Below are 20266 nucleotides of genomic sequence, written 5' to 3'. Positions count from 1 at the left end.
CTCCTTCTAAAAAGTTAGCATCAACTAACTATGGGTCAAAAAAATAGAAATCCTACTACTCAACTTCGATATTGGCGGCATCCTCTTTACGAATGGAAAGCTCATACCCCCGAACATTCAGCTCAATGGGATCTCCCAAAGGTGCTACTTTTCGCACAAATACCTCCGTGCCTTTCGTCAGACCCATGTCCATAATGCGGCGTTTGAGAGCTCCTTGACCATGGAGCTTTACTACCGTTACTGTTTGACCTACCTTCACATCCTTCAGGGTAGACATTCCAGTTCCTCCTTCATTGTCTTTCATCAATCTTCATTGCCGAGCTCTTTCTGCTCTTTATACTTTAACCGTAAGAATCCGTGTTGCCATGGATTTATTCACTGCAACCCGGGTATCCTTAACAGCAACAATGACATTACCGGCAAGCTCAGTGACCACGGAGATCACTGCCCCTTCTACAAAGCCTAAGTTTTCCAAAAAGCATTTGGTGTTGTCTCTTCCTTTGATAGAAACGACTTTGACTTCCTCACCGGGGGCTACCATGGCTAAGGGCATTGAACCTGCAACAGGTGCCAAAGCGGATCCATTCATATTTCCAATCGGGAGACCAACAGTTTGTGTTGTCATTATGATCACTCCTTAATCCACAGAATACAGTAAGGCAACGCTAACTAGGTATAGTTTACCACCGCTAACTTTATTAATCAATATATTTTCTATTTATTTCCCGACAAATTTAATAAGAATTGCACAATAAAAAAAATGCCGGGAAGGCAGCCGACCTGTATCCCGGCTTTTGCCTTCTCAGCATTTATTTGCTGCGGATCATTATTTTATTATGGGCAACTTTATCACAGGTTAAAGAAACGCACGCCTAAAATAGAGAAATACCCTTGGGAAACACCGACGAAGACAGCTCCCAGAGAGACCAGAACAGTGGCTACGGAATAATACATAAACTCCCGCCGCAAAGACTCGCCAACTTGTTTACCTTTTAAGAGCATCATGGAGAAGATGGTCGCCAAACCCGCCCCCAGCAGGAGAAAGGGTATCCCCGCCAAGGCCGGAATCAAGATGGAGATCAAGACAAGTCCTAACCCCCACAGGCCTTTCATGCCAATAATGAAGCTCAAGGTGAAGCCAAACACAAATCCTCTCGTAAAGACGATGAGAAAAATCAAGGGGGTCCCGATGACGGTCAAACCAAGCAACCAGATACCGGCCATAATGATAAACTGCTCCCTGGCCAGCTGAATAAGGAAGTTGGTGTCAAGAGTGGTGGGTTGGCCGGCCAGCAGCTTGTCCAGAAAGCCGCTGAGTTCCTGAGTTTCTCCAGTGTTTAACGCTCCCACACCCACTGCTCCGAAGATGACTCCTGCCAGATAGACACTGACCAGAGCCAGATAAATCACCCAATATTGTCGGATATGCTCGCCAAGTTTACGCATACCTCCCAGCCTCCTGTCTATAGCCACACCATGGCTCCCGGCACACTGGAATCATGTGCCGACATCCTCTATAGACATCCTATTCGGAAAGTTAGGAAAGTATGTCCACTACCTTGCCAAATACTCCTCCCCCACCTGCCTGAAAGAGAAGTTTTCCCTGGCGGGAAAGCTCTATCCAGCGGGCAGCCTTTTCTCCCGCTACCTTCACCAGCTCTTCTCCGGGGACCTGATGAAGCACATTCATCTCCGTCCCAAAATGCTGGAGTAAATTCCGCACCATTTTTGGCCCGATTCCCGGCAAATCCTTAAGGGGCAGCTGATAAATATACCGCGGATCCGGTTCAGGCGGAATTTCGGCATCGGCAATACTGACCAAGCGATCCAATACACCCATAACCACCTGCCGGCTCCCGCAAGCAGGACATTCCAACAAAGGCGGCTCCCCTTCAACGACCTTTTCACAAACCAGGCAATAGGTTCGGTGGTATTTGCCAAACACAGGGGGCAGCCCATAGTTGGCCAAAACTTCCCCCTTAACCTTATAGACCAGTTCCTGCAGTCCCAGAAAGGAGCCCTCGGCTAAACTCAGCAGATTATACTCCCGGGCGATCTTGGGCAGAGAGTGGGCGTCTGAATTGCTGAAAAGCACGACCTGACCCAATTCACGGATGGAACGTGCCATTTGCCGGTCCGCGCTCAGACCAATCTCCAGGGCAAGAGGCATTCCCGGCAATACATCAAGCAAGCTCTCACAGCAATTGCCATAAATCCCCTTGTGGGGTGTAAAGGCGTGGGCGGGCAGCCAGATACCCTCCCCAGCCGCTACAGCCTCCAGCCATTGTTCCACACCCAGATGAGCTTTTTGCGAGCTGAGCTGCCAGTTCTTCACATAAGGCTGCAATTTATGGATATAGCTTTCCAGGTGGTTCAAGGTTGGGAAATACGCAAGAAAATGAGCGGAGCCCGTGCCCAAAGAGAGTTCGATTTCCGTACCCGGAATAATGATCAACCCCTGGGCGGCATATCCTCCCCCCTCCAGAGGTTGGAGTACCCCTTCGTGAAGCAAGGTGCGGAAATCCTTCCGCACACCCTGCGATTGGGCATCGATGACCCCGATCATGGCAAGGCCTTTGATATCACGGGCAACCTGGATGACTCCGGGCAAATTCATGGTCTTGGCCGCAGTAATCTTGACTGCTTTGCCATCTAAGCTTTGGCCGATGTGAATATGAAGATCCGTGTAGTAATGCTTCACCGCTCTTTACCCGCTAGCAAAATTATGGCCAGCATGGTCTTGGCATCATTAATCTCACCTGATAAAGCCTTTTCTTTAGCTTGGACCCAAGGTGTATTCACCACATTGAGAAATTCATCCTCATCAGCTTGCAAGGGATCCCAGACCAAGTCCGTTGCCTTATAAAGATGGATGATTTCATCGGTAAAACCCGGAGTGGTATAGATGCTGACCAAATGCTCCAAAGTGCCACGATAGCCTGTCTCTTCCCGCAATTCCCGCTCGGCGCAGACCAGCGGCTCTTCCCCCGGCTCCAGCTTACCTGCCGGTATCTCTAAAGTGGCCTGCTGGATAGGGTAACGATATTGACGGACCAAAAGCAGCTCATCCCCTTTAAAAGGTACGATTCCTACCGCCCCCGGGTGCCTCACCACTTCCCGGGTGGCTTCCGCACCATTGGGCAAACGAATTCTATCCCGGTCCATTCTCAGCATGCGTCCGGCAAAGACGATTTCTTTCTCTATGCATTTCTCTTCCAGTCCGGCGTCTTCAATTGCACCGGTCCTTTGTTGGCTGGATTGATCACTCATAATCTGTTTCATCTCCCCAACTATCGATCTTATTTAGTCTGTCCGTTCACTATTTATTATAACATACTGACTTGGGTCCCTGAAACGAAGCCACGGGATAGTCTGCGCCCTGAAATCCTTTATAAGCAAAAAAAGCGGACGGCTGCAGCCGCCCGCGCAAACGTTCCTATCTAGTTATGAATCTCCAGTTTCCCCTGCTCCTCCATGGTGTTTAAATCATTAGCTTGCAGATAGCTGTTGGATAAGGTGTAAAGTGTATCTCCGATATAGAGGCTGCGGGAAATATCCCGGTTGTAATCATAGCGCCCAGTATTTTGAAGATTCACCACTTCTCCCGGAGGATGGTGGGTTATCATCCCTTTCAGGGTGAAGCCCTCTTCAGCGGAAAGATCATAAACAAAAGCTCCCTGGAAAACCGACTGCCCATAGGCCAAGCGCGGGTCTTTTTGAGCCAGATAATCGTCTTTGTTGACGGTGGCCGGGTCAATATCGCAAACGGTCACCGGGAAGGACAGGATGCCTTTTTCCCGATCAAAAAGAAGGGCTTTATGGTTCCAGAACAATTCCGACTCCGTTCCTCTGTCCCCGATTTCAACTTTAAATTTCTCCTGGGGGTTGTTCACATCACTGACATCAAAGAGAGCCACCTTCATGCCAAGGTAATAGGCATTTTTCACCGTTCCTTCACCCGACCAGTGCGGATCTTCCACTTCTATGGCCTCTTTCCCAAAGCCGATAATATGATTCTCATCATAAGGATGAAGGTAATTGCTGTAACCAGGGATTTTAAGTTCACCGAGAACAGCGGGATGATTGGGATCTTTTAAGTCCAGAACGAACAAGGGATCTACTGTTTTAAAGGTGACCATATAGCCCCTATCCCCCATAAAACGAACCGAATAAATTTTCTCTCCGGGAGCGATGTTTTCTATTTTCCCTGCTTGCTTCATGCTTTGATCCAAAATATGAAGATTATTGGTCAGTTCCGCTTCTCCTGTCCGAACCGGCAATTTCTGAAGGGTGGTTGCAATCCGGAAATAGCCGTTATGTTCATCCATGCTGAACTGATTGAGGATATTGCCGGGTACGCTGCCCATCCCCAAATACTTTGTATCTCCAGCCTGCAAGTTGAATTTATAAACACTGGTGTTCACTTCCGCCGGCATGACCGCAATCATTCTGGACATGGCAGAGGTATTGCTGCCTGCCGTATCAGCCGGCTCCGGAAGGGGCTGGACTTGCTCGTATTTATACTCAGGTACGGCCACATAGAGATTTTCTAAAGAACTGTAGATATTCTCACCGGCTCCCAGATAAGTTTTTACTTCCGTCTTTTTGGTACTCAGGTTGCCGAGATCAATTCCGGCAATCAGCAGGTAATTCGGTTGAGGGGACCCCGGAAAATAGCATATTTCTTCATAACCGATCCGCTGAATCTCCCCGCCTTCCAGGCTGTCCCGATAGCCGGGGGTCAGCAGTGCCTCCGGTTGCTCCTGCAGCCGGTAAAGGGGAATGTATTTATTATTGACCAGATAGAGAGTATCGCCGATTTTTCTTGAGGAAAGATAGCTTCCGTCAAGCTCCAGTTCCCTGACCTGTTTCAGATTGCTGCGATCAGCCAGATCATAGATCAGAACCTTGACACTGTTTTCAAAAGGAGGAGCCGGTGCCGGATAAACTTGCCGCCAAGCATAGTTTTGGTTGAGAATAACGGTCAGATACTGGTCGTCCACATACATCTCCAGAGGATGAACTTCCCCGTCAAACTGCAGAGCAGCAACAACTTCCATCTCTTCCACCGGATAGGCTTTGGCTATGATCAGCTGATTATCGGTGAGCTTATAGATGTATTTCCCGTCTGTTTTAACCGTATCGGCCTCATCTACCCCCTGGACCTGAACATTGGTTCCGGAATAATCCAGCTTACCGTTTAAAAGATTCCCTGCCGAAGAAGCGGCTGAAGCCTTCGGGCTACTCTCAGCAGCAGCTATATCGCCACCGCTGTACATCACAACATTCCTGGTGCGCGACTCGGCTTCCGCCATCAGTTTCTTGAAGTTTTCAAAAGAACCCACAGTCGGCAGCGGTTCCACCGGCGCCTCCTGCCCTACCTTTTGCGGACTTTCTGCTCCTATTTTTTCATCGCCGCTTGCTGCTATGGTCTTCGTCTGGTAAGCATTCCAGCCCAGAAGAGTGAGCAAACACGCCATCACCAGAGCCAAACCCATCTTTTGCCCTTTCACCTGTTCTCCCTCCTTATCCATATTCTTTATCCGTCTGCCTCATTTTTCCTTTATTCTTATAGACGTAAAGAGCGGGGAAAAACTGTTTCCTGCGGTTGCCTTATTCTCTTGTTTCATAAACTTTTTCTTTAAGTTTCTGAAGTCCGATATACTCAATTACAGCATGACGTCCGATATTATTTAAGGAGAGTACTTCCGTTAAAAGGCGTCCGGTTGTATAAGCTCCCACCACAGATTGATTCAATGCGTCAATCCCTTGCCGGCATTCCGTTCTGCCTAAAAGATAATCTGTTGAAACATCGTAAAAATCAGCCAATTTAATAATTGCCCGGGTCTGAAGATCACATTCTCCCTGCTCACATCTGGAATAATGCTGTTGGGTTGTGCCAATAACTTCCGCAATATCCCGTTGCCTCAAATCTTTATCTTCGCGAAGCCCGCGGATTATTTCATAGGATTTTTTCATACTCTGCCCCTTCTACATTTTGTTCGTGTGTAAAATAATATCACACACATTATTGATGTATTGACTTAAATCCACGATTGATGTACAATATCCCAGAATACATTTATTATGTGTAAATAAGGGGCTTTTATTCATGGTTACCAGCCTTGTGAATCTATGTTTATATTTATATAGAATGTATCGAAAAGACCAGAATAGTTTGCGGATTACATCAACCGATTCTCAAAATGACGCGCATAGGCGCGTCATTTCCTTATACTCCGGAGAGAAAGGTGAATAACAAATGGTTTTTAACACTTTAGCAGAAGCCTTAACCATCATTCAGGCACTGGAATCGGCAAATACATCGATTTGCATTACCGACACTGACCATAAGATCATTTATGAGAGCGCGAAGAGCGGGTATAAGCTGAATCTCTCTACTGATCATCTTAATAAGCTTGACACTGGCTTCTACCATTCTGCCAATGCTGCCTTCAGAGTTCTGTTAAGTGATAACTCCCTCACTACCATAACTACAATACCCGTCCTCATTGCCGGCAGACCTTATTCATTGGAATTCAAACAACTTATCCGGCAAAATACGTATTTCAGCCTGGAATCTTACCACTTCGAAAATTTATCCATCCATCAAATCAAGGAAATGGCGATCACGGACTCCCTTACCAAACTTTATAATCGCCGCTATATCGACGAACGGCTGCCTATTGATATACAAAGTTCTTTTGAACTGGCTCGGCCCTTAAGTATTCTCTTTATAGATATCGACTATTTTAAAAAGATCAACGACCAAAATGGACACGCGGCAGGGGACCAGGTGCTTCAAAAGCTGGCTCTGCTCCTGCAAAAGCAGCTCCGCAGAGGAAGCGGCTGGGTTGCCCGGTACGGTGGCGACGAACTCCTCATCTGTCTGCCCGGCAGTGGCAAAAAAGTCGCCAGAAGCATTGCCAACCGACTCAGAGAAGCAATTGAACATTATCCCTTTTATTTTAAAGGAAAAGCCATAAATATTACCTGCAGTATAGGCGTCCAGACGATCTTCAAAGATTCCGGAGTTGTCAACATCGCGGAGTTGATAGCTATGGCAGACAATAATCTATATCAGGCCAAGAACGAGGGACGTAATAGAGTGTACTAATTTTAAATATAAGTTATAATAACACTAAGGAGTCAGATTTGACTTTCGGCTTTGAATTGTAATTTCCTAGCTTATTGGCTATTATAATATTCGGTTCAATCATTACATTTTAAGGGGTGAGGGATAATGTCTACAGATTTAGCCGAACAACCATTTAAATTCGATGATGTTTTCATGCAATATTATCCCTGCATCTATAATTTTATTCGCTGGCTGATCCAGGACGAAGATTGCGCCCAGGATTTAGCACAGGAAACCTTTTTGCGTGCCTTCGTTAATCTTGGCACAAGATCAGAGCATAATCTTTCCCCTTGGCTGCATACCATAGCCAGGAATCTCTGTCATGATTATTGGCGTAAAAACAAACGCAGGGGCGGCAGAGAGCTGCTGCTTCAGGATGCCTTCGAGTGTGAAGATGAATCTTCCAAGCCACTGGCGGCCATTGAAAATAAAGAGACAGCCAAACAAATCTATAAGATTTTAAATCTATTGAAAAGTGAACAGCGAACCGCACTGCTCCTCCGCGAAATCGAAGGATTGTCCTATGACGACGCTGCCAGAGTTATGGGAATCAGCGTGTCAGCCTATACCTCTTTATTGAATCGGGCAAGAAACAAGTTCATTAAACTGATCATGACTCCTTATACAAAGATAAACAAAGGCCTTTTCACTCCTAAAGAATACACAGTCTTATACCGCTGGTTCGGCATCGATGCCTGGCCGGAAGACCCGGAACAGGAGATCGTCCATAAGGCTAAGCATTACTTTGATAACTCTGCCCTCTCTTTTGATGAGTTCAGGAATTCTCTTTACCCCTTTCACCTGGATCAGGCTATTTTAAACAGAGTGCTCAATAAGGACCCCCAAATCATTGGGGATTTCGGTTCAGGAACCGGACAGTTTACACTGAAGGCTGCTTCCTCAGTAAATCTTGAAAAAACCTACGCCTTCGACATCTCACCGAAGATGGTTGACTTCTCCCAACAGCGTTTTAAGCGCGAAGGTCTCCGCCATATCCAGTGCTTGCCTGCGGATTTAAATTCTATCCCTTTGGAAAGTGAAACCCTGGATATCGGGTATTGCCTGGTTGTGCTTCACCATCTTTACGATCCCGGTAAAGCGATCAAAGAAATGACCAGAACCCTTAAGCCTGGAGGTCAGCTGATTATCGGCGATTTTGGTTCTCACAATTACAATCTGTTTACCAAAAACAACAAAGATCTATGGTCCGGCTTCAGCCCGGACCAAATGACCAAATGGTTCAATGAAGCCGGCTTGGAAAACATCGATATCAGGGAAGAAAAGGACTGTATTTTTAAGTCGACAACACAAGCAGGAGAACTTGTTAAAATACCCCTGCTTATGAGCAGTGGTATCAAAAGAGCCTGATCAACCCTTGTCTTATTAATAACAATAACCAACAACCAAGAAGGTGTTCCCTTCAGAGTTGTTGGTTATTGCTTTATTATTTTGCCCTTGGCATTCTTAAAACCAGGGATAGAGCGCCATGGTCGAAGCGTAAAACAAAATTCGTCCCGAAATCTCGCCAACCAGAACACCGGCCAAACCGAGGCCCAAAAGGGCCGACCTTCCCTCGGCTTGCAAGGCCATGCCGACACAGGCTGCAGGCACAAGGACGCCTAAGATCGCCCGCACGTAAAAGACCGGCGATGAAAACATGCCCAAGGCCACAGCGGCCTGTTCAGCGGAATTACCAGCCATAGCGCCGGAACCGGATAAAACCAGCAGCCCGGCGGCCAGGGCGGCCATAGCCACCATCGAAAAACTCTTGATGCCCGGTGCCACCTCTTTATCCTTACTTCTGCCCAGGCAAAAGAGGACGGTGAAGGTTCCCAGCACAACGGCGGTCAGCAGGAACGCTCCCGGCGTCGTCCAACTGTTCCAAGCCGGCCGGGCGGGCAACATGTACACCTTGCTGCTCACCGCGACGGCGGCCAGCCCGACTACACTCACCCCAAGGCCGGCCAATTTACGCACTCCGGCCTGATCGGCTTTCTTCCACCAGATGTAGCTGTAAGCCAGTGCCAGGAGAGCGACCAAGGCAAAGAGCAGCACTTCCAGACTGAGAGCCGCTGTTCCTAAATTGCTCAGAGCCGTCACCGCCTGCCAGGGCTGGCCGAGATGGAAGACGGAAAAGAGGAGACCTCCCCCGACGAGAGGCAGGGTCATCATACCGGCCGGCCGCAGGAATTTCTCCCTGCCCCCGGCCACCAACTTAGCAAAGAAAAATTCTACGACTGTCAAAATGAGGGCGATTCCCACCGCCCACTGAGTCAGCACGGTAAACAAGACCAACGGGATTTCCCAGTTATGCATATCCGATTCCCTCCCTAATTTTTATGCGGCTTGGCCGGATTGATGAGGATCGATGGTTTGGTGACTTCCGCCTTCGGCGTAATGCCGGGAATCTCCCGCACGCCCTGATAGCGGGCCTCAAGCTCTGCCAGATCGCCGACGATGATGTTACCGCCCGGGCAGGCCTCAGCACAGTGCGGCATCAGCCCTTGCTCCACCCGTTCTTTGCAGTAGCTGCACTTGCTGACCTTTTTTTCCACCGGATCATATTGAGGTGCGCCGTAGGGGCAGGCGTAAGTGCACATCCGGCAGCCAAGGCATTTGGCGTGATCCTGGTAGACGATGCCGTTTTCCAGGCGCGTGTAAGCGCCGGCCGGGCAATTGAGCAGGCATTGCGGGTCCTGACAATGATTGCAGGCCATGGAAATGTTGACATGGGAAGGAGGATTGTTCGTGTCCAACTGACGGACGCGGCGCCAGCTCACGCCCGGCGCGGTTTTTTGCTCCGACATACACGCCACCTGGCATGTCTGACATCCGTAACATCCCTCACTATTGATATAAAAGCCGACTTGTCCCGACATGTTTTAGCCCTCCTTCCGTATTTGAACCAGTGTATTGTTGCAGCTTTGGCCGCCGCTTAAATGTTCGACAAAATCGCTGGTGATATAGCTGCTGCTGCCGCCTTGCTGCTCCCACCAGCCGTTCTCCGCCGTTACGACACCCCGCTTGATATGGGCGCTGACATTGGCTTTGCAGCGGTGCTGGCCCCGGTCGTTGTAAAGGATGACCCAATCGTCGTGGGCGATCCCGCGGGGGCCGGCATCGTCGGGATGAATCATCACGTGAGGAACATCGGATACAGCTTGGTTCAACCACTGCAGGGACCCGAAGGTGGAATGGATGGTACGGTTTGTTTTGCGTTGGACGCAGGCCAGAGGATATTTGGCCGCCAATTCCGGATTCCCCTTGACGCTCTCTTCAGCGCGGATATAGGTGAGCATAGGGTTGAACCCCTTCTCATGCCAATCGTAGACGAAGAACTCCGCTTTCTGGGTCGGCGTCTTGAAGATCCCGTTGGCAAAAGGTATATAGACCTCAGGCAGGGGATTGATGCATTTCTTTTCCAGCAACTCTTCATAGGTGATCCCTGTGGGCTCCAGGACGGCTTTGATATGCTCGGCCACCGGCTTGTCGAAAGCGTCGCCGAAGCCCAATCTTTTAGCGAGCTGGGTAAAGATCCACAAGTCATCGTGGGCCTCGCCAGGCGGATCAACGGCTTTTTCCATCAGCTGCACGTAATGGCTGCGGGAAGAAGCGAGGACATTTTCGCTTTCAAAAATGGTGGTGCAGGGCAGCACGAGATCGGAATAGAGAGCGGTGGACGTCATCAGGCTATCCACTGTGACCACAAAGGGAATCTTCTTCAGGGCTTCTTTTACCGCGCCCGTGTTAGGGTTTTGGGTCATAATGCTGCTGGTCATGGTCCAGAGAAACCCGATCTTATTGGGCTTATCTTCCAGGATATCCCGGCCAAAGCGTGCTCCCCGCACCGCGCCGAACTCGCCTTGGGGCTTGGGCGAAGGGATGGCATTGCCCACTTTGATAGAGGTCGTCACCCCGCCGGCGTCGCAGATGCCATTGCCGCGGCCGCCGATGTTCCCTGTCAAAACCGCCAGATACATATGCGCCGCCGCCGCGTAGGACCCCCACTCCGTGCGCTGGAAGCCGCCCATATTCTGGATGAGCATAGCCGGCTTGATGGTGGCATAGTCCCGCGCCATCCGGATGGTCGACGCAGCGGGAACATCGGTCTCTTTCTCCACTTCTTCCGGGGTCCAGGGCCGGCATTCATCCGCCAGGATATCGAATTGGGTCTTATATTGACTTGCCCAGGCTGTGTTCCTGACCGTCAAAGCCGGAACAACACCGGGCCCATCATGCCGGGTAATCTGCCCGCTTGCTTCGTCCAGAACCAGGAAGGAAGTGGGATCTGCTTCGTCCTGAAGGGCAGGCTTGCCGCTCGTTTCCGCGACGAGGAAAGGCAGACTGCTGTGGGCGCGGATGAAATCGGCATCATACAGGTTTTCCTCGATGATGATCTTGATCATCCCCAGAGCCAATGCCGTATCCGTGCCGGGAATGATCGGCACCCACTCATCTGACTGAGCTGCCGTCTCGCTGAAGCGGGGATCGACGGTGACCATCTTAGCCCCCTTAGCCTGGGCCTCCTGGTACCATTTAAAATAGGATTGCATGGTGACGGCGGGATTGTTCCCCCACGCCAGCAGGTATCGGCTATCCCGAATCGAATCCCGCGTGTCTTCGTAACGGCTGCCGAAGATGGGAGTCATGCTCCCGGTGACAGCCTGACAGCAGAGGGAACCGACAACGGGGGTAAATCCGCCTAGATAATTGAAGAACGATGCCGCTACAGCGTTGCTGAGAGAGCCGAAGTTACCGGAAAAGGAACGCAGGCAGATCCCTTGATTGCCCAGTTCGGCCTGGGTTTCTTTAATTTTTTCCACGATCAGATCCAGGGCCTCGTCCCAGGATATCTCTTGCCAACGATTGGAGCCTTTTTCGCCATCCCGCAGCATCGGCATCTTGATCCGCTCGGGATGGTTGACCCATTGGGTTCGGGCCAGACCACGCAGGCAGGCGACCGTTTCATCCGCTTCGCAGCTCTCCACTTTGACAAGTTTTCCATCCACCACGTAAGCTTTCAGATTGTGATGCAGGCATTCCATGGTACAGCTGGACGTGAAAATCTCCGCCTTGGAGATATCGGCGGGAGCCGCCTCCACATCACCGGCCAATGTCGTCAACCCGATCCCTCCGCCGATAGCGGCGGTAGTGGCTACCGCACCAGTCGTTTTGAGAAAAGTACGTCTGGAGATACCCTTCTTTTTTTCATTTTCCATGTTCTTTCCCCCATTCCTTTCTTTCCACACTTTTGGTTTTATCCAGATAAACGTTAATCGACCAGGTCCCCTTTCCTTTTTTCTCTTTAAAAATGCATTAAATACCGGATTGACCACTTGTCCAAGGTTACCGAGCCACCCTTATCGGCTAAAACTGCCGATGATCACTATAAACAAGTGCTCTGGGTGTCACACCGGCCTGCAGGGTTTCCAAAATCTCGTAATTACGGGTATCCACTACAAAAACGGTACCCTCCAGCAGATTGGCAATGTAGGCCTTATCCCCAGCTTTGGAAAGAGCCAGATCACCGGGCTGGCCGCTTAAGAGACACTGACCCGTAACCTGGCCTGTCTCCGTATCCAGCCCGACTAATTTCGCCTCTTTTTCAGTAACAACATATAAAATAGTGCCATCCGGGGAGGAAGCAATGCTTACCGGCTTCTCACCTACTTTAACCTTGTCCGTCTTACCACCTCCCTTCAAGTCCATGCTTAAGATCGCATCATTAATATCCAGTTCATTGCCGGCAGCGGAAATATAGAGTCGGGAAGCCGAGCCGGCAAAAATCATCTCATTAATGCCAAAGGCAGCATCATAGGCCTCCACCTCTTTTCCTTCCTGCAGATCGATGACTGCTATATCCCAGGTGCCCATATTCCCTACATAAATCTTGTTCTCCACTTCATCAAGAACGATAGCCGAGGGTTTGCGGCCGGCGCCTAAGGGCTCTCCGAAAATATCATGGCAGCAGTCCGGCGGCTCCATCCTTTCTTCGAAGCCAAATGTATTTAAAGGATAGAACCCTACCATAGAGCGGATTTTCAGATCGACACTACTCACCCTGTTGAGGTAATAATCCAGGACATAGAGCCTATCCCCGGCTGAGTTAATCGCCATCGCCACCGGCTGATTGCCCATGGCAATCCTGGCTTCTATCTCCCCGGAAACGGTGCTTATCCTGTACACATCACCAGAGCCGCTATTGGCTACATAGACATAGTGACCATCGGGAGATTGTAACAGAGCAATGGGTTTGGCTCCCACAGGAATTTCCCTGACCGTTTCACCGGTTGCCAAGTCGATGACCGCAACCTGATTGGTTGTATACTGACAGACATAGAGCGCTTCCTCAGGCATCTTCTTCGGCTCGCCGGCAGGTTCCTCAGCGGGAGCGGGAGCCTGAGCCTGAGCACCGGTCCCTGTTCCCTGAACCGGTTCCCCAATGCCGGCCGGTTGGGCGCAGGCGGTCAAGGTTAAAGAAACAGCTAACAGCAATAAGACAATGATCCTGTTATATCTGCCCATTCTCCACAAGCCTTCCTTCTTGCATAAGATAGCGTTTAGTCGCTTTTTCAGCCCATTGGGGATTATGAGTGACCATAACGACAGCACCACCGCCCCCCACAGCCCCGGTCAAAAGAGCCATAACCTTCCCTGCCCACATCTCATCCAGGTCATTGGTCGGCTCATCTGCCAAAATAAGCTGAGGATCATTGATTAAGGCCCTGGCTACAATCAGCCTGCGGCGCTGCCCCACACTGAGCTGGCCAGGCAGAAAATCCCGTCTTGAACTCAGCCCCAGCTCTTCCAGATAGCGGGAGATTTTTGCTTCATCCGGCTTCTTCCCCTTGCCAACACTTTGGGCAAACCGCAAGTTGCCTTCCACCGTTAATGCTTGCAAAAGATTGGTTTCCTGAAACACAAAGCCGACAAGGTCTCTCCGCAGCTCTGTCACCTTGGTATCCGGCAGGCTGCTTAGATTCTCATCCTTTAAGAAAACGTCTCCGCCGGTAGGCCTTAACAACCCGCACATAATATACAGCAGTGTGCTCTTGCCCGTGCCGGAGGGGCCTTCGATGGCCAGAAAATCACCTTTGTCCACGGTGAGGGAAACTTCATTGATCGGGCAAACCACTTCACCCATCGCATAGGTTTTACTGACTTTCTCCAGTCTGCAAAGAGTCAATTCTAATCCACCTCCCCTCTGGCAATTGCTTCCTGCGGATCAAGCCGCGAACTCTTCCATGCGGGATACACTGAGGCTATGAACCCTAAGAACAAAGCGACGAAGATTCCTAACAAACCGCTTCCCAAGGCAGAGCTCCAGGACCACTGACCCATCGGCAGGCCCAGGGAACTTCTCAGCGCCGTTAAAATCGAATTGACTCCCAGCACACCAGCAATGCTGCCTGCTGCACCCCCTGCCCCTGCCAGCAGCCATGCTTCCAGCAGGATGAGTTTGAAGACCTCTGTCCTCTGCACTCCGATGGCTCTAAGCAGTCCGATTTCCTTTTTTCTTTCCCGGACCAGAGCACTGAAGCGACCAATGAGTGCTAAGCAGGCAACAAAAAACAGGGCGAGCCAAAGACCAAGTATCAGCCTCGTGACCATGAGTAGTTGTGTTCTCATAGCCGAGACCATTTCACTGGTAGCCACAGCTTCCACGGCAAGCTCCAGGCTATTTATATCTTCAGCCACTTGAGCCGGCTCATAGCCCGCGGAAGTCTTAATCAAAACTGCCGAAATAAGCTTTTCCGGTGCTTCTTTCTTCCACAGGCCCTGAAGGTAGGGACTATCCTGGGCTAACTCTCTGGCAACATTGATGTTAATAAAGATGGTCTCATCCATACCGCTCCCTGTCGGGTATAAGCTGCCTGCCACCGTGAACACTCCGCCTAATACTGAAGCTTGATTACCCAAAAAAGCCGGAATGTTGCCGCCGATAATAACCTGGTCATCCGCTAAAGCCTTAAGATTGTGTTCGCTTAGCCAAGGTTCTAAAATAAAATCCGTCGCCGGATCATACCCTACTAAACGGGTCGCCCCACCTATCGAACAGCAGCTCTGATCGAGAGTTTGGGTAAAGAACTGGGAAGTGAGCTGCTCTATCCCCTTGACTTGCCCAATTTCCCGGGCGACCTCCTGATTCATATAAATATTAACGGGCTCAGCCGTAAAGATCGTTTGAAAGGCATCGGCGTTGCTTTTATTAGGTAAAACGATAATATCTGCTCCCAGCCGGTCATTGGATAGCTTTAACCCCTCCTGTAAAGTGAATAGTACGGAAAAAGTCAGCACAAAGGTTAATACCGTTAACCCGGTGATGGCCATTGTGAGCACAGATTGTCCTTTGCGGCGTACGCTGTTTTCCCAGGCCAGAAACCACATTTAATCCACCCCTCCTCGTTAAATAAATCACAAATCTTCATTCTTTTGTCTCAGACCTCACTCCTCAATCCAGTAAAATGTTCCTCTCCAAACGTCAGCTTGAACTATGTGTTACTTATATAAACGTTTTCAATTCAAAAACCTTTCGCTTTTTTCACACGGGAAAGAAATATTTTTCACCTAATTTTATTTTAAAATAGTATTTCCATATTGTGGCAATTTCCATAAAAGTTCATAAGCTATAGTATCTTCACACAAAGGAGGAACTCAAAATGGCATTAGGCACTGGTTGCGCAGGCGGTTCTAATTTCGGTGCAGGTATTGCGATTATTGTGGTTATCATTCTGTTGTTAATTGCCTTAGGAATCGTATTCTAAAGAAAATCTAAAATATTAGGAGGTAAAACTATGTTCGGAATGGGTAATATGGGAATGGGCGGAGCATGTTGTCCTCAACCTGTTATGCCAGTCAGCGGCGGCATGGGTGCAGGGGTCGGCGTTGGCATTATCGCTATCGCTATCTTGATTCTTATTGCTTTAGGCGTGATTTTCTAAAAACAACTAGAGGAGCATGGCAGAACTACTTTTAGGGGTAGCCGCCATGCTCCTTTTTCTCCACTTTTCCATACTTACCCCAAATTCGGAATCGCTTACGAATTTACAGCTGATCGGGCAAAAAGAAGCAGCCCAAGGTTCAAATGCCCTTGGGCTGCACTTCTGTACAGGACTCATAGCCTACACTTTTGTTTCTTATTCCGGCTTTAAACGACGCTGGTAATAGATAAAGACCGGCAGAGGGATGACGATCCAGCCAAAGCTTTTGATCAAGCTGTTTAAGGCCCGCTCCCTGGATCTGTTTTTCTCATCATTCACCATGGTCTGGTAATCTGCCTTGAGCTGTTCTTCGCTTTTTTCCACAGCAGGGGGCGTGGTTTCCGTTGTCCCTTTATCGTAGCTCTGGTTCCGTTTATATTCTTCGAAAGACATATAGTAACTCTGGGGAGCCAATAGATCCGCCACAGCCATAAAGGCCGCCACACTGCCCCCGATAGTCATCATCAAGGTAGCAAACAATATCAAATAGGTGTATACAGTCTTAATCATTCCTTTTCCCCTTTCCTTTTGCTCGGATGGTTCTTCATTCCGATGTTGTGAGCGCACTGCTAAGGCAATTCCGGCAATAACCAAAACAAGGACTATTAGGGCTATTCCTAAAACCATCATTAACGAAAATCCCACCACTATTTCCCCCTCCTTTTTTCCATAGTATCACGACTTCTGTTTATTAGTATAGACGATCAAGAGGAAATCTTTCTTCTCCTTCTTTCAGACATTAATCTAAATTTTAAATTTATCGATATACTGTTTCAGATCTGTCACGGTAGCCAAATTATTTTCTGAATTGCTTTTAATCTCCTTCATATGGTTCAAGATCATTTCGGTTTGCTGGAAAATCCCCTCAATGCTTTCGGCACTTGCAGAAATACTGCCGGAAACCTCGCCTGTTCTTGTGGATACTTCATTGGTTGACGCGCTGATTTCCTCGGAAGTAGAACTTAATTCCAGCATGATGGCATTGATATGTTTGGCATCACTGGCATACTTCGCCCCTACACTTACCATGTTGTCATAATTAGCGAGCACATCTTCTTCAATAAACACCAGAACCTGCCGGATATTGTCCACCAGTTTATCCACGGAAACAATGACCTGACGAGAGATCCCTTCGATTTTTTGCACGGTCAACGCCGTACTTTCCGCCAGTTTTCTTATCTCATCGGCAACAACCGCAAACCCTCGGCCGGCTTCTCCGGCTCTGGCGCTTTCAATGGCAGCGTTTAAGGCCAATAAGTCCGTTTGATCGGCAATGGCGTTTATCTCACTTAAAAGGTGAATCATTTCCTCTACTTTTTTCACTTCGGATATGGCCTGTTCCACACCGGAACGGGTTGTATCGTAAATTGCCTTGGTTTTTTTAATAGAATGGTTGGAATCATCCTGTAGTTTTTGCGCCCTATCACTTACCTCATGGGAAGAAACAGCCCCTTCTTCTGCTCTTTGGGAGATGGAGGTCAATGCTGCATCAATCTCCTCAATAGCCCGGGTGATTTCGCCGGTAGAGGCTGCCACCGCTTCCATCAATTCATTGATCCTGGCGGTCTTTTCCGCCGAATCCTGGACAGTATCTTCTACCCGCCCTGCCAAAGAATTGAAATCATTGGCTTGTTGCGTCAGATCTTGTACACCGTTTTGGGCGCCGCTGATAAAATTTCTTAACTGAGCGGACAGTTCATTGAGGGTTTTCGCCAGCAAGCCGATTTCGTCCTGAGAAGTATGGTTGATTTCCTGTATGTAAATCTGCCCGTTGGCATCTTTTTCGAAGGCCTTGACCAGGGCGTTGAGGGGATCGGAAATTCTCCGGCTGATTTGTAAACTAATGACTGCCAGAATAATCAGGGCAGCGGCAGTAATCAGAACAGATACCATGACGATTTGCCTGAGATGGTCCCCTAATTCCTGATTTTTCTCCTCTATCAAAGCATCAATCGTGTCCACATAATTCCCCGTGCTGATTACCCAGTTCCAGGGCTGAAATTCTTTGGAATAGGCTCGTTTCGGGCTGAGTTCGTTTGTCCCCACATCATTGGGTTTTTCCCACATATAGTCTGAATACCCGCCGTTTTCATTTTCCTGAGCCGCCTTGAGCAGCTGTTGGATCAACTTGACTCCGTTAGGATCGGTCAGCTCCCGGCGATCCGTTCCTTCCTGATCCGGAAGCATGGGGTGGGCAACGAGAATACCATGAACATCATCAATCCAAAAATATCCTTCGCTCCCATAGCGCAGTCCTTTGACTGCCTTTTTAGCCGTTTCCTGGGCTTCTGCTTCTGTCATCAGACCCTCTTGGAATTGTTTATAATAAAAATCCACAAGATGGACCGCGGTCTCCACTTCGCTTTTGATCACATTATCGTAATCATCATACAGCATTTTTTTAATGGATTGTCCCTCCAGCTGATTCCAGCCTATCAGACTGACAATGTTATAAGCGCCGAACAGCCCGATTAAAAGACCTGAAGAAATTAAAAAAGATAATAGTATTTTGTATTTAATTTTTTTCACACTGTTTTGCCTCCCTTTTCACAAATACTGTTGCAGGTGTTTCTTAAATAATGTTGCGTTTTGGCTTAATTTCAGAAAAAACAAGTAACTATTGCCAATTGATCTATCTTATTATAACTCTTTAATAATTTTTATAAAATAGCGTTCTAATTAAATAAATGTAATATTTTTTTATAACTTTTATTTAATAAAAACTCTCCTTACACACAACTAAGGCAATGGCTGGGGGTGCACCTACACTGCAAAAAGGGACCGGGACAGGAAAAAACGGTGGCTTCAATCTGAAACCACCGTCAAACTATGCTGCTTTAATACGTCAATATTTCCCATCCTGTATCCGTAACAAGAACTGTCTTTTCCCATTGGGCAGAGGGCTTGCCATCGGCTGTATAAACCGTCCAGCCATCGTTTTGGTCGAGAACTATTCCTGCCTTGCCCATATTGATCATCGGTTCTACAGTGAAAATCAGTCCAGGTACAAGCAACATTCCTGTACCTCGTTTAGATACATAGCCCACCCATGGATCTTCATGGAACTTTTCCCCAATACCATGTCCGCCTATCTCTTTCACAACAGTATAGCCGTTCTTTTTGGCATGGTCATTCACCGCTTGCCCCACATCACCAAGAAATCCCCATGGTTTAACCTCTTGCACTCCCAGCTCAGTGCATTCTTTTGCCACCGTGACAAGTTTTCTTTTTTCAACAGAGACTTCACCAATACAAAACATGCGTGATGAATCTGAATAACACCCCTTGTAGAGAGTGGAAACGTCAATGTTGACTATATCCCCGTTTCGCAGCCTTACCCCCCTTGATGGGACACCGTGACATACTATGTCATTGACAGAGATACAACTACTTTTTTGATATCCCTTGTAGTTCAGGGTTGCAGGTATTCCGCCCAGTTCCTTTGTCTTGTTATAGATGAGCCGATCAAGCTCTTCGGTAGTTACACCTTCGACGACAAAATCCCCTATATAGTCCAGCAGGGCTATATTGATTTTACTGCTCCCGCGGATGCCCTCAATCTGTTTTTGGTTTTTTAGTAAGCTGCGGTCCGGTATCGCATAGCCTTTCGCGGCATAGCTTTTAATTTTTTCTTCTATGCTGGCATGACACTTTTTGTACTTTTGCCCGCTGCCACACCAACACTCTTCATTCCTGCCTAATTTGTCTGACATGAAGTCCCCCCACCTTAAGAAACTAGAATTAAACAACCATTTATCCCTCTGAAATCGGTATATCCGGCGAAGATTTGCGGAATTGGCTCGGAGAACATTTGAATGCGGCTACAAAGGCTCTTGTCAATGATTCGGATGAGGAATAACCATACCGAAAGGCAATTTCCGTTATTTTATCATTGGTATTGACCAAATCACCAGCGGCGGCCTTAAGCCTGCACCGGGCCAGAAATTGCTTATAGGTCATGCCGATATGTTCGTGAAACTTCGCCGAACAATAATAGGGGGAATAGCCCACATATGCCGACATTTCTGTCAAGGTTGGATTCTTGGCGATATTATCCTCCACCCATTTGGCCATTGCTTCGATTGTCTGCACAGACATTGCCCTCACTCCCACCCTATTTTACTAAAACTATCCGTCAGATACCTGA

General features: G+C 48.4%; 20 protein-coding genes. 3 read left to right on the top strand and 17 right to left on the bottom strand.

Annotation, left to right across the window (positions count from 1 at the left end; genetic code table 11):
* Positions 1–55: 55 nt before the first annotated feature.
* The 7 genes from DESLBE_RS25610 to DESLBE_RS25580 form a co-directional block, all read right to left on the bottom strand.
* Complete coding sequence (locus tag DESLBE_RS25610; RefSeq protein ID WP_011460243.1) at positions 56–277, bottom strand: FeoA family protein; 222 nt, start codon at positions 275–277, stop codon at positions 56–58.
* 57 nt (positions 278–334) lie between these two features.
* Positions 335–625, bottom strand: a complete 291-nt coding sequence (locus tag DESLBE_RS25605; RefSeq protein ID WP_144678529.1) for a FeoA family protein — start codon at positions 623–625, stop codon at positions 335–337.
* A gap of 224 nt (positions 626–849) precedes the next feature.
* A complete protein-coding gene (locus DESLBE_RS25600; RefSeq protein WP_005810999.1) occupies positions 850–1446 on the bottom strand; it encodes a stage II sporulation protein M in 597 nt (198 codons plus the stop codon).
* A gap of 91 nt (positions 1447–1537) precedes the next feature.
* On the bottom strand, positions 1538–2701 hold the full coding sequence (locus DESLBE_RS25595) for an endonuclease Q family protein (RefSeq protein WP_011460246.1): 1164 nt from the start codon (positions 2699–2701) through the stop codon (positions 1538–1540).
* Complete coding sequence (locus DESLBE_RS25590) at positions 2698–3270, bottom strand: NUDIX hydrolase (protein ID WP_018306763.1); 573 nt, start codon at positions 3268–3270, stop codon at positions 2698–2700. Before DESLBE_RS25590 ends, DESLBE_RS25595 begins: the two co-directional genes overlap by 4 nt.
* Positions 3271–3440: 170 nt before the next feature.
* The gene (locus DESLBE_RS25585; protein WP_144678528.1) at positions 3441–5534 is read right to left on the bottom strand and encodes a beta-propeller domain-containing protein; all 2094 of its coding nucleotides are present in this window, start codon (positions 5532–5534) and stop codon (positions 3441–3443) included.
* Positions 5535–5613: 79 nt separating this feature from the next.
* On the bottom strand, positions 5614–5979 hold the full coding sequence (locus tag DESLBE_RS25580) for a helix-turn-helix transcriptional regulator (RefSeq protein WP_005810991.1): 366 nt from the start codon (positions 5977–5979) through the stop codon (positions 5614–5616).
* 283 nt (positions 5980–6262) lie between these two features.
* Here DESLBE_RS25580 and DESLBE_RS25575 point away from each other — a divergent pair, with 283 nt between their 5' ends.
* Together DESLBE_RS25575 and DESLBE_RS25570 are read left to right on the top strand one after the other, a co-directional pair.
* Entirely contained in the window at positions 6263–7117 is an 855-nt protein-coding gene (locus DESLBE_RS25575) for a GGDEF domain-containing protein (RefSeq protein WP_011460249.1), read from the top strand.
* A gap of 126 nt (positions 7118–7243) precedes the next feature.
* On the top strand, positions 7244–8506 hold the full coding sequence (locus tag DESLBE_RS25570) for a sigma-70 family RNA polymerase sigma factor (RefSeq protein WP_005810987.1): 1263 nt from the start codon (positions 7244–7246) through the stop codon (positions 8504–8506).
* Positions 8507–8602: 96 nt separating this feature from the next.
* Here the strand turns inward: DESLBE_RS25570 and DESLBE_RS25565 are convergent, their stop codons facing one another.
* The 6 genes from DESLBE_RS25565 to DESLBE_RS25540 all read right to left on the bottom strand — a co-directional run bounded on the left by DESLBE_RS25565 (position 8603) and on the right by DESLBE_RS25540 (position 15526).
* Complete coding sequence (locus DESLBE_RS25565; protein ID WP_005810985.1) at positions 8603–9454, bottom strand: DmsC/YnfH family molybdoenzyme membrane anchor subunit; 852 nt, start codon at positions 9452–9454, stop codon at positions 8603–8605.
* 14 nt (positions 9455–9468) lie between these two features.
* Entirely contained in the window at positions 9469–9945 is a 477-nt protein-coding gene (locus tag DESLBE_RS25560) for a 4Fe-4S dicluster domain-containing protein (protein WP_243131382.1), read from the bottom strand.
* A 75-nt stretch (positions 9946–10020) separates the two neighbouring features.
* Positions 10021–12357 carry a molybdopterin-dependent oxidoreductase gene (locus DESLBE_RS25555; protein WP_144678526.1) on the bottom strand — a complete coding sequence of 779 codons (2337 nt, stop codon included), beginning with the start codon at positions 12355–12357 and terminating at the stop codon, positions 10021–10023.
* A 148-nt stretch (positions 12358–12505) separates the two neighbouring features.
* A complete protein-coding gene (locus DESLBE_RS25550) occupies positions 12506–13663 on the bottom strand; it encodes a YncE family protein (protein WP_172625500.1) in 1158 nt (385 codons plus the stop codon).
* Positions 13650–14324, bottom strand: a complete 675-nt coding sequence (locus DESLBE_RS25545) for an ATP-binding cassette domain-containing protein (RefSeq protein WP_035213821.1) — start codon at positions 14322–14324, stop codon at positions 13650–13652. The genes DESLBE_RS25550 and DESLBE_RS25545 overlap by 14 nt, the downstream gene beginning before the upstream one ends.
* Before the next feature lie 2 nt (positions 14325–14326).
* Positions 14327–15526: an FtsX-like permease family protein gene (locus DESLBE_RS25540; RefSeq protein WP_144678524.1), complete on the bottom strand. Its 1200-nt coding sequence runs from the start codon at positions 15524–15526 to the stop codon at positions 14327–14329.
* Positions 15527–15933: 407 nt separating this feature from the next.
* Here DESLBE_RS25540 and DESLBE_RS26750 point away from each other — a divergent pair, with 407 nt between their 5' ends.
* Positions 15934–16080, top strand: a complete 147-nt coding sequence (locus tag DESLBE_RS26750) for a hypothetical protein (protein ID WP_015944616.1) — start codon at positions 15934–15936, stop codon at positions 16078–16080.
* 195 nt (positions 16081–16275) lie between these two features.
* Here the strand turns inward: DESLBE_RS26750 and DESLBE_RS25530 are convergent, their stop codons facing one another.
* The 4 genes from DESLBE_RS25530 to DESLBE_RS25515 form a co-directional block, all read right to left on the bottom strand.
* A complete protein-coding gene (locus tag DESLBE_RS25530; RefSeq protein ID WP_011460257.1) occupies positions 16276–16767 on the bottom strand; it encodes a hypothetical protein in 492 nt (163 codons plus the stop codon).
* Positions 16768–16863: 96 nt separating this feature from the next.
* The gene (locus DESLBE_RS25525) at positions 16864–18648 is read right to left on the bottom strand and encodes a methyl-accepting chemotaxis protein (RefSeq protein ID WP_018306760.1); all 1785 of its coding nucleotides are present in this window, start codon (positions 18646–18648) and stop codon (positions 16864–16866) included.
* 308 nt (positions 18649–18956) lie between these two features.
* Entirely contained in the window at positions 18957–19832 is an 876-nt protein-coding gene (locus DESLBE_RS25520) for a methionyl aminopeptidase (protein WP_144678523.1), read from the bottom strand.
* A 40-nt stretch (positions 19833–19872) separates the two neighbouring features.
* Positions 19873–20217: an AraC family transcriptional regulator gene (locus tag DESLBE_RS25515; protein WP_144678522.1), complete on the bottom strand. Its 345-nt coding sequence runs from the start codon at positions 20215–20217 to the stop codon at positions 19873–19875.
* Positions 20218–20266 lie beyond the last annotated feature (49 nt).

Source organism: Desulfitobacterium sp. LBE, from assembly GCF_007830365.1.
GTDB classification, from domain to species: Bacteria; Bacillota; Desulfitobacteriia; order Desulfitobacteriales; family Desulfitobacteriaceae; genus Desulfitobacterium; species Desulfitobacterium hafniense.
This window is presented reverse-complemented; position numbering and strand designations above follow the sequence as displayed.

Coding starts and splice junctions, on each gene's coding strand:
- DESLBE_RS25610 (WP_011460243.1), bottom strand. CDS start 277: ATGTCTACCCTGAAGGATGTGAAGGTAGGTCAAACAGTAACGGTAGTA.
- DESLBE_RS25605 (WP_144678529.1), bottom strand. CDS start 625: ATGACAACACAAACTGTTGGTCTCCCGATTGGAAATATGAATGGATCC.
- DESLBE_RS25600 (WP_005810999.1), bottom strand. CDS start 1,446: ATGCGTAAACTTGGCGAGCATATCCGACAATATTGGGTGATTTATCTG.
- DESLBE_RS25590 (WP_018306763.1), bottom strand. CDS start 3,270: ATGAGTGATCAATCCAGCCAACAAAGGACCGGTGCAATTGAAGACGCC.
- DESLBE_RS25585 (WP_144678528.1), bottom strand. CDS start 5,534: ATGGATAAGGAGGGAGAACAGGTGAAAGGGCAAAAGATGGGTTTGGCT.
- DESLBE_RS25580 (WP_005810991.1), bottom strand. CDS start 5,979: ATGAAAAAATCCTATGAAATAATCCGCGGGCTTCGCGAAGATAAAGAT.
- DESLBE_RS25575 (WP_011460249.1), top strand. CDS start 6,263: ATGGTTTTTAACACTTTAGCAGAAGCCTTAACCATCATTCAGGCACTG.
- DESLBE_RS25570 (WP_005810987.1), top strand. CDS start 7,244: ATGTCTACAGATTTAGCCGAACAACCATTTAAATTCGATGATGTTTTC.
- DESLBE_RS25565 (WP_005810985.1), bottom strand. CDS start 9,454: ATGCATAACTGGGAAATCCCGTTGGTCTTGTTTACCGTGCTGACTCAG.
- DESLBE_RS25560 (WP_243131382.1), bottom strand. CDS start 9,945: ATGTCGGAGCAAAAAACCGCGCCGGGCGTGAGCTGGCGCCGCGTCCGT.
- DESLBE_RS25555 (WP_144678526.1), bottom strand. CDS start 12,357: ATGGAAAATGAAAAAAAGAAGGGTATCTCCAGACGTACTTTTCTCAAA.
- DESLBE_RS25550 (WP_172625500.1), bottom strand. CDS start 13,663: ATGGGCAGATATAACAGGATCATTGTCTTATTGCTGTTAGCTGTTTCT.
- DESLBE_RS25540 (WP_144678524.1), bottom strand. CDS start 15,526: ATGTGGTTTCTGGCCTGGGAAAACAGCGTACGCCGCAAAGGACAATCT.
- DESLBE_RS26750 (WP_015944616.1), top strand. CDS start 15,934: ATGTTCGGAATGGGTAATATGGGAATGGGCGGAGCATGTTGTCCTCAA.
- DESLBE_RS25520 (WP_144678523.1), bottom strand. CDS start 19,832: ATGTCAGACAAATTAGGCAGGAATGAAGAGTGTTGGTGTGGCAGCGGG.
- DESLBE_RS25515 (WP_144678522.1), bottom strand. CDS start 20,217: ATGTCTGTGCAGACAATCGAAGCAATGGCCAAATGGGTGGAGGATAAT.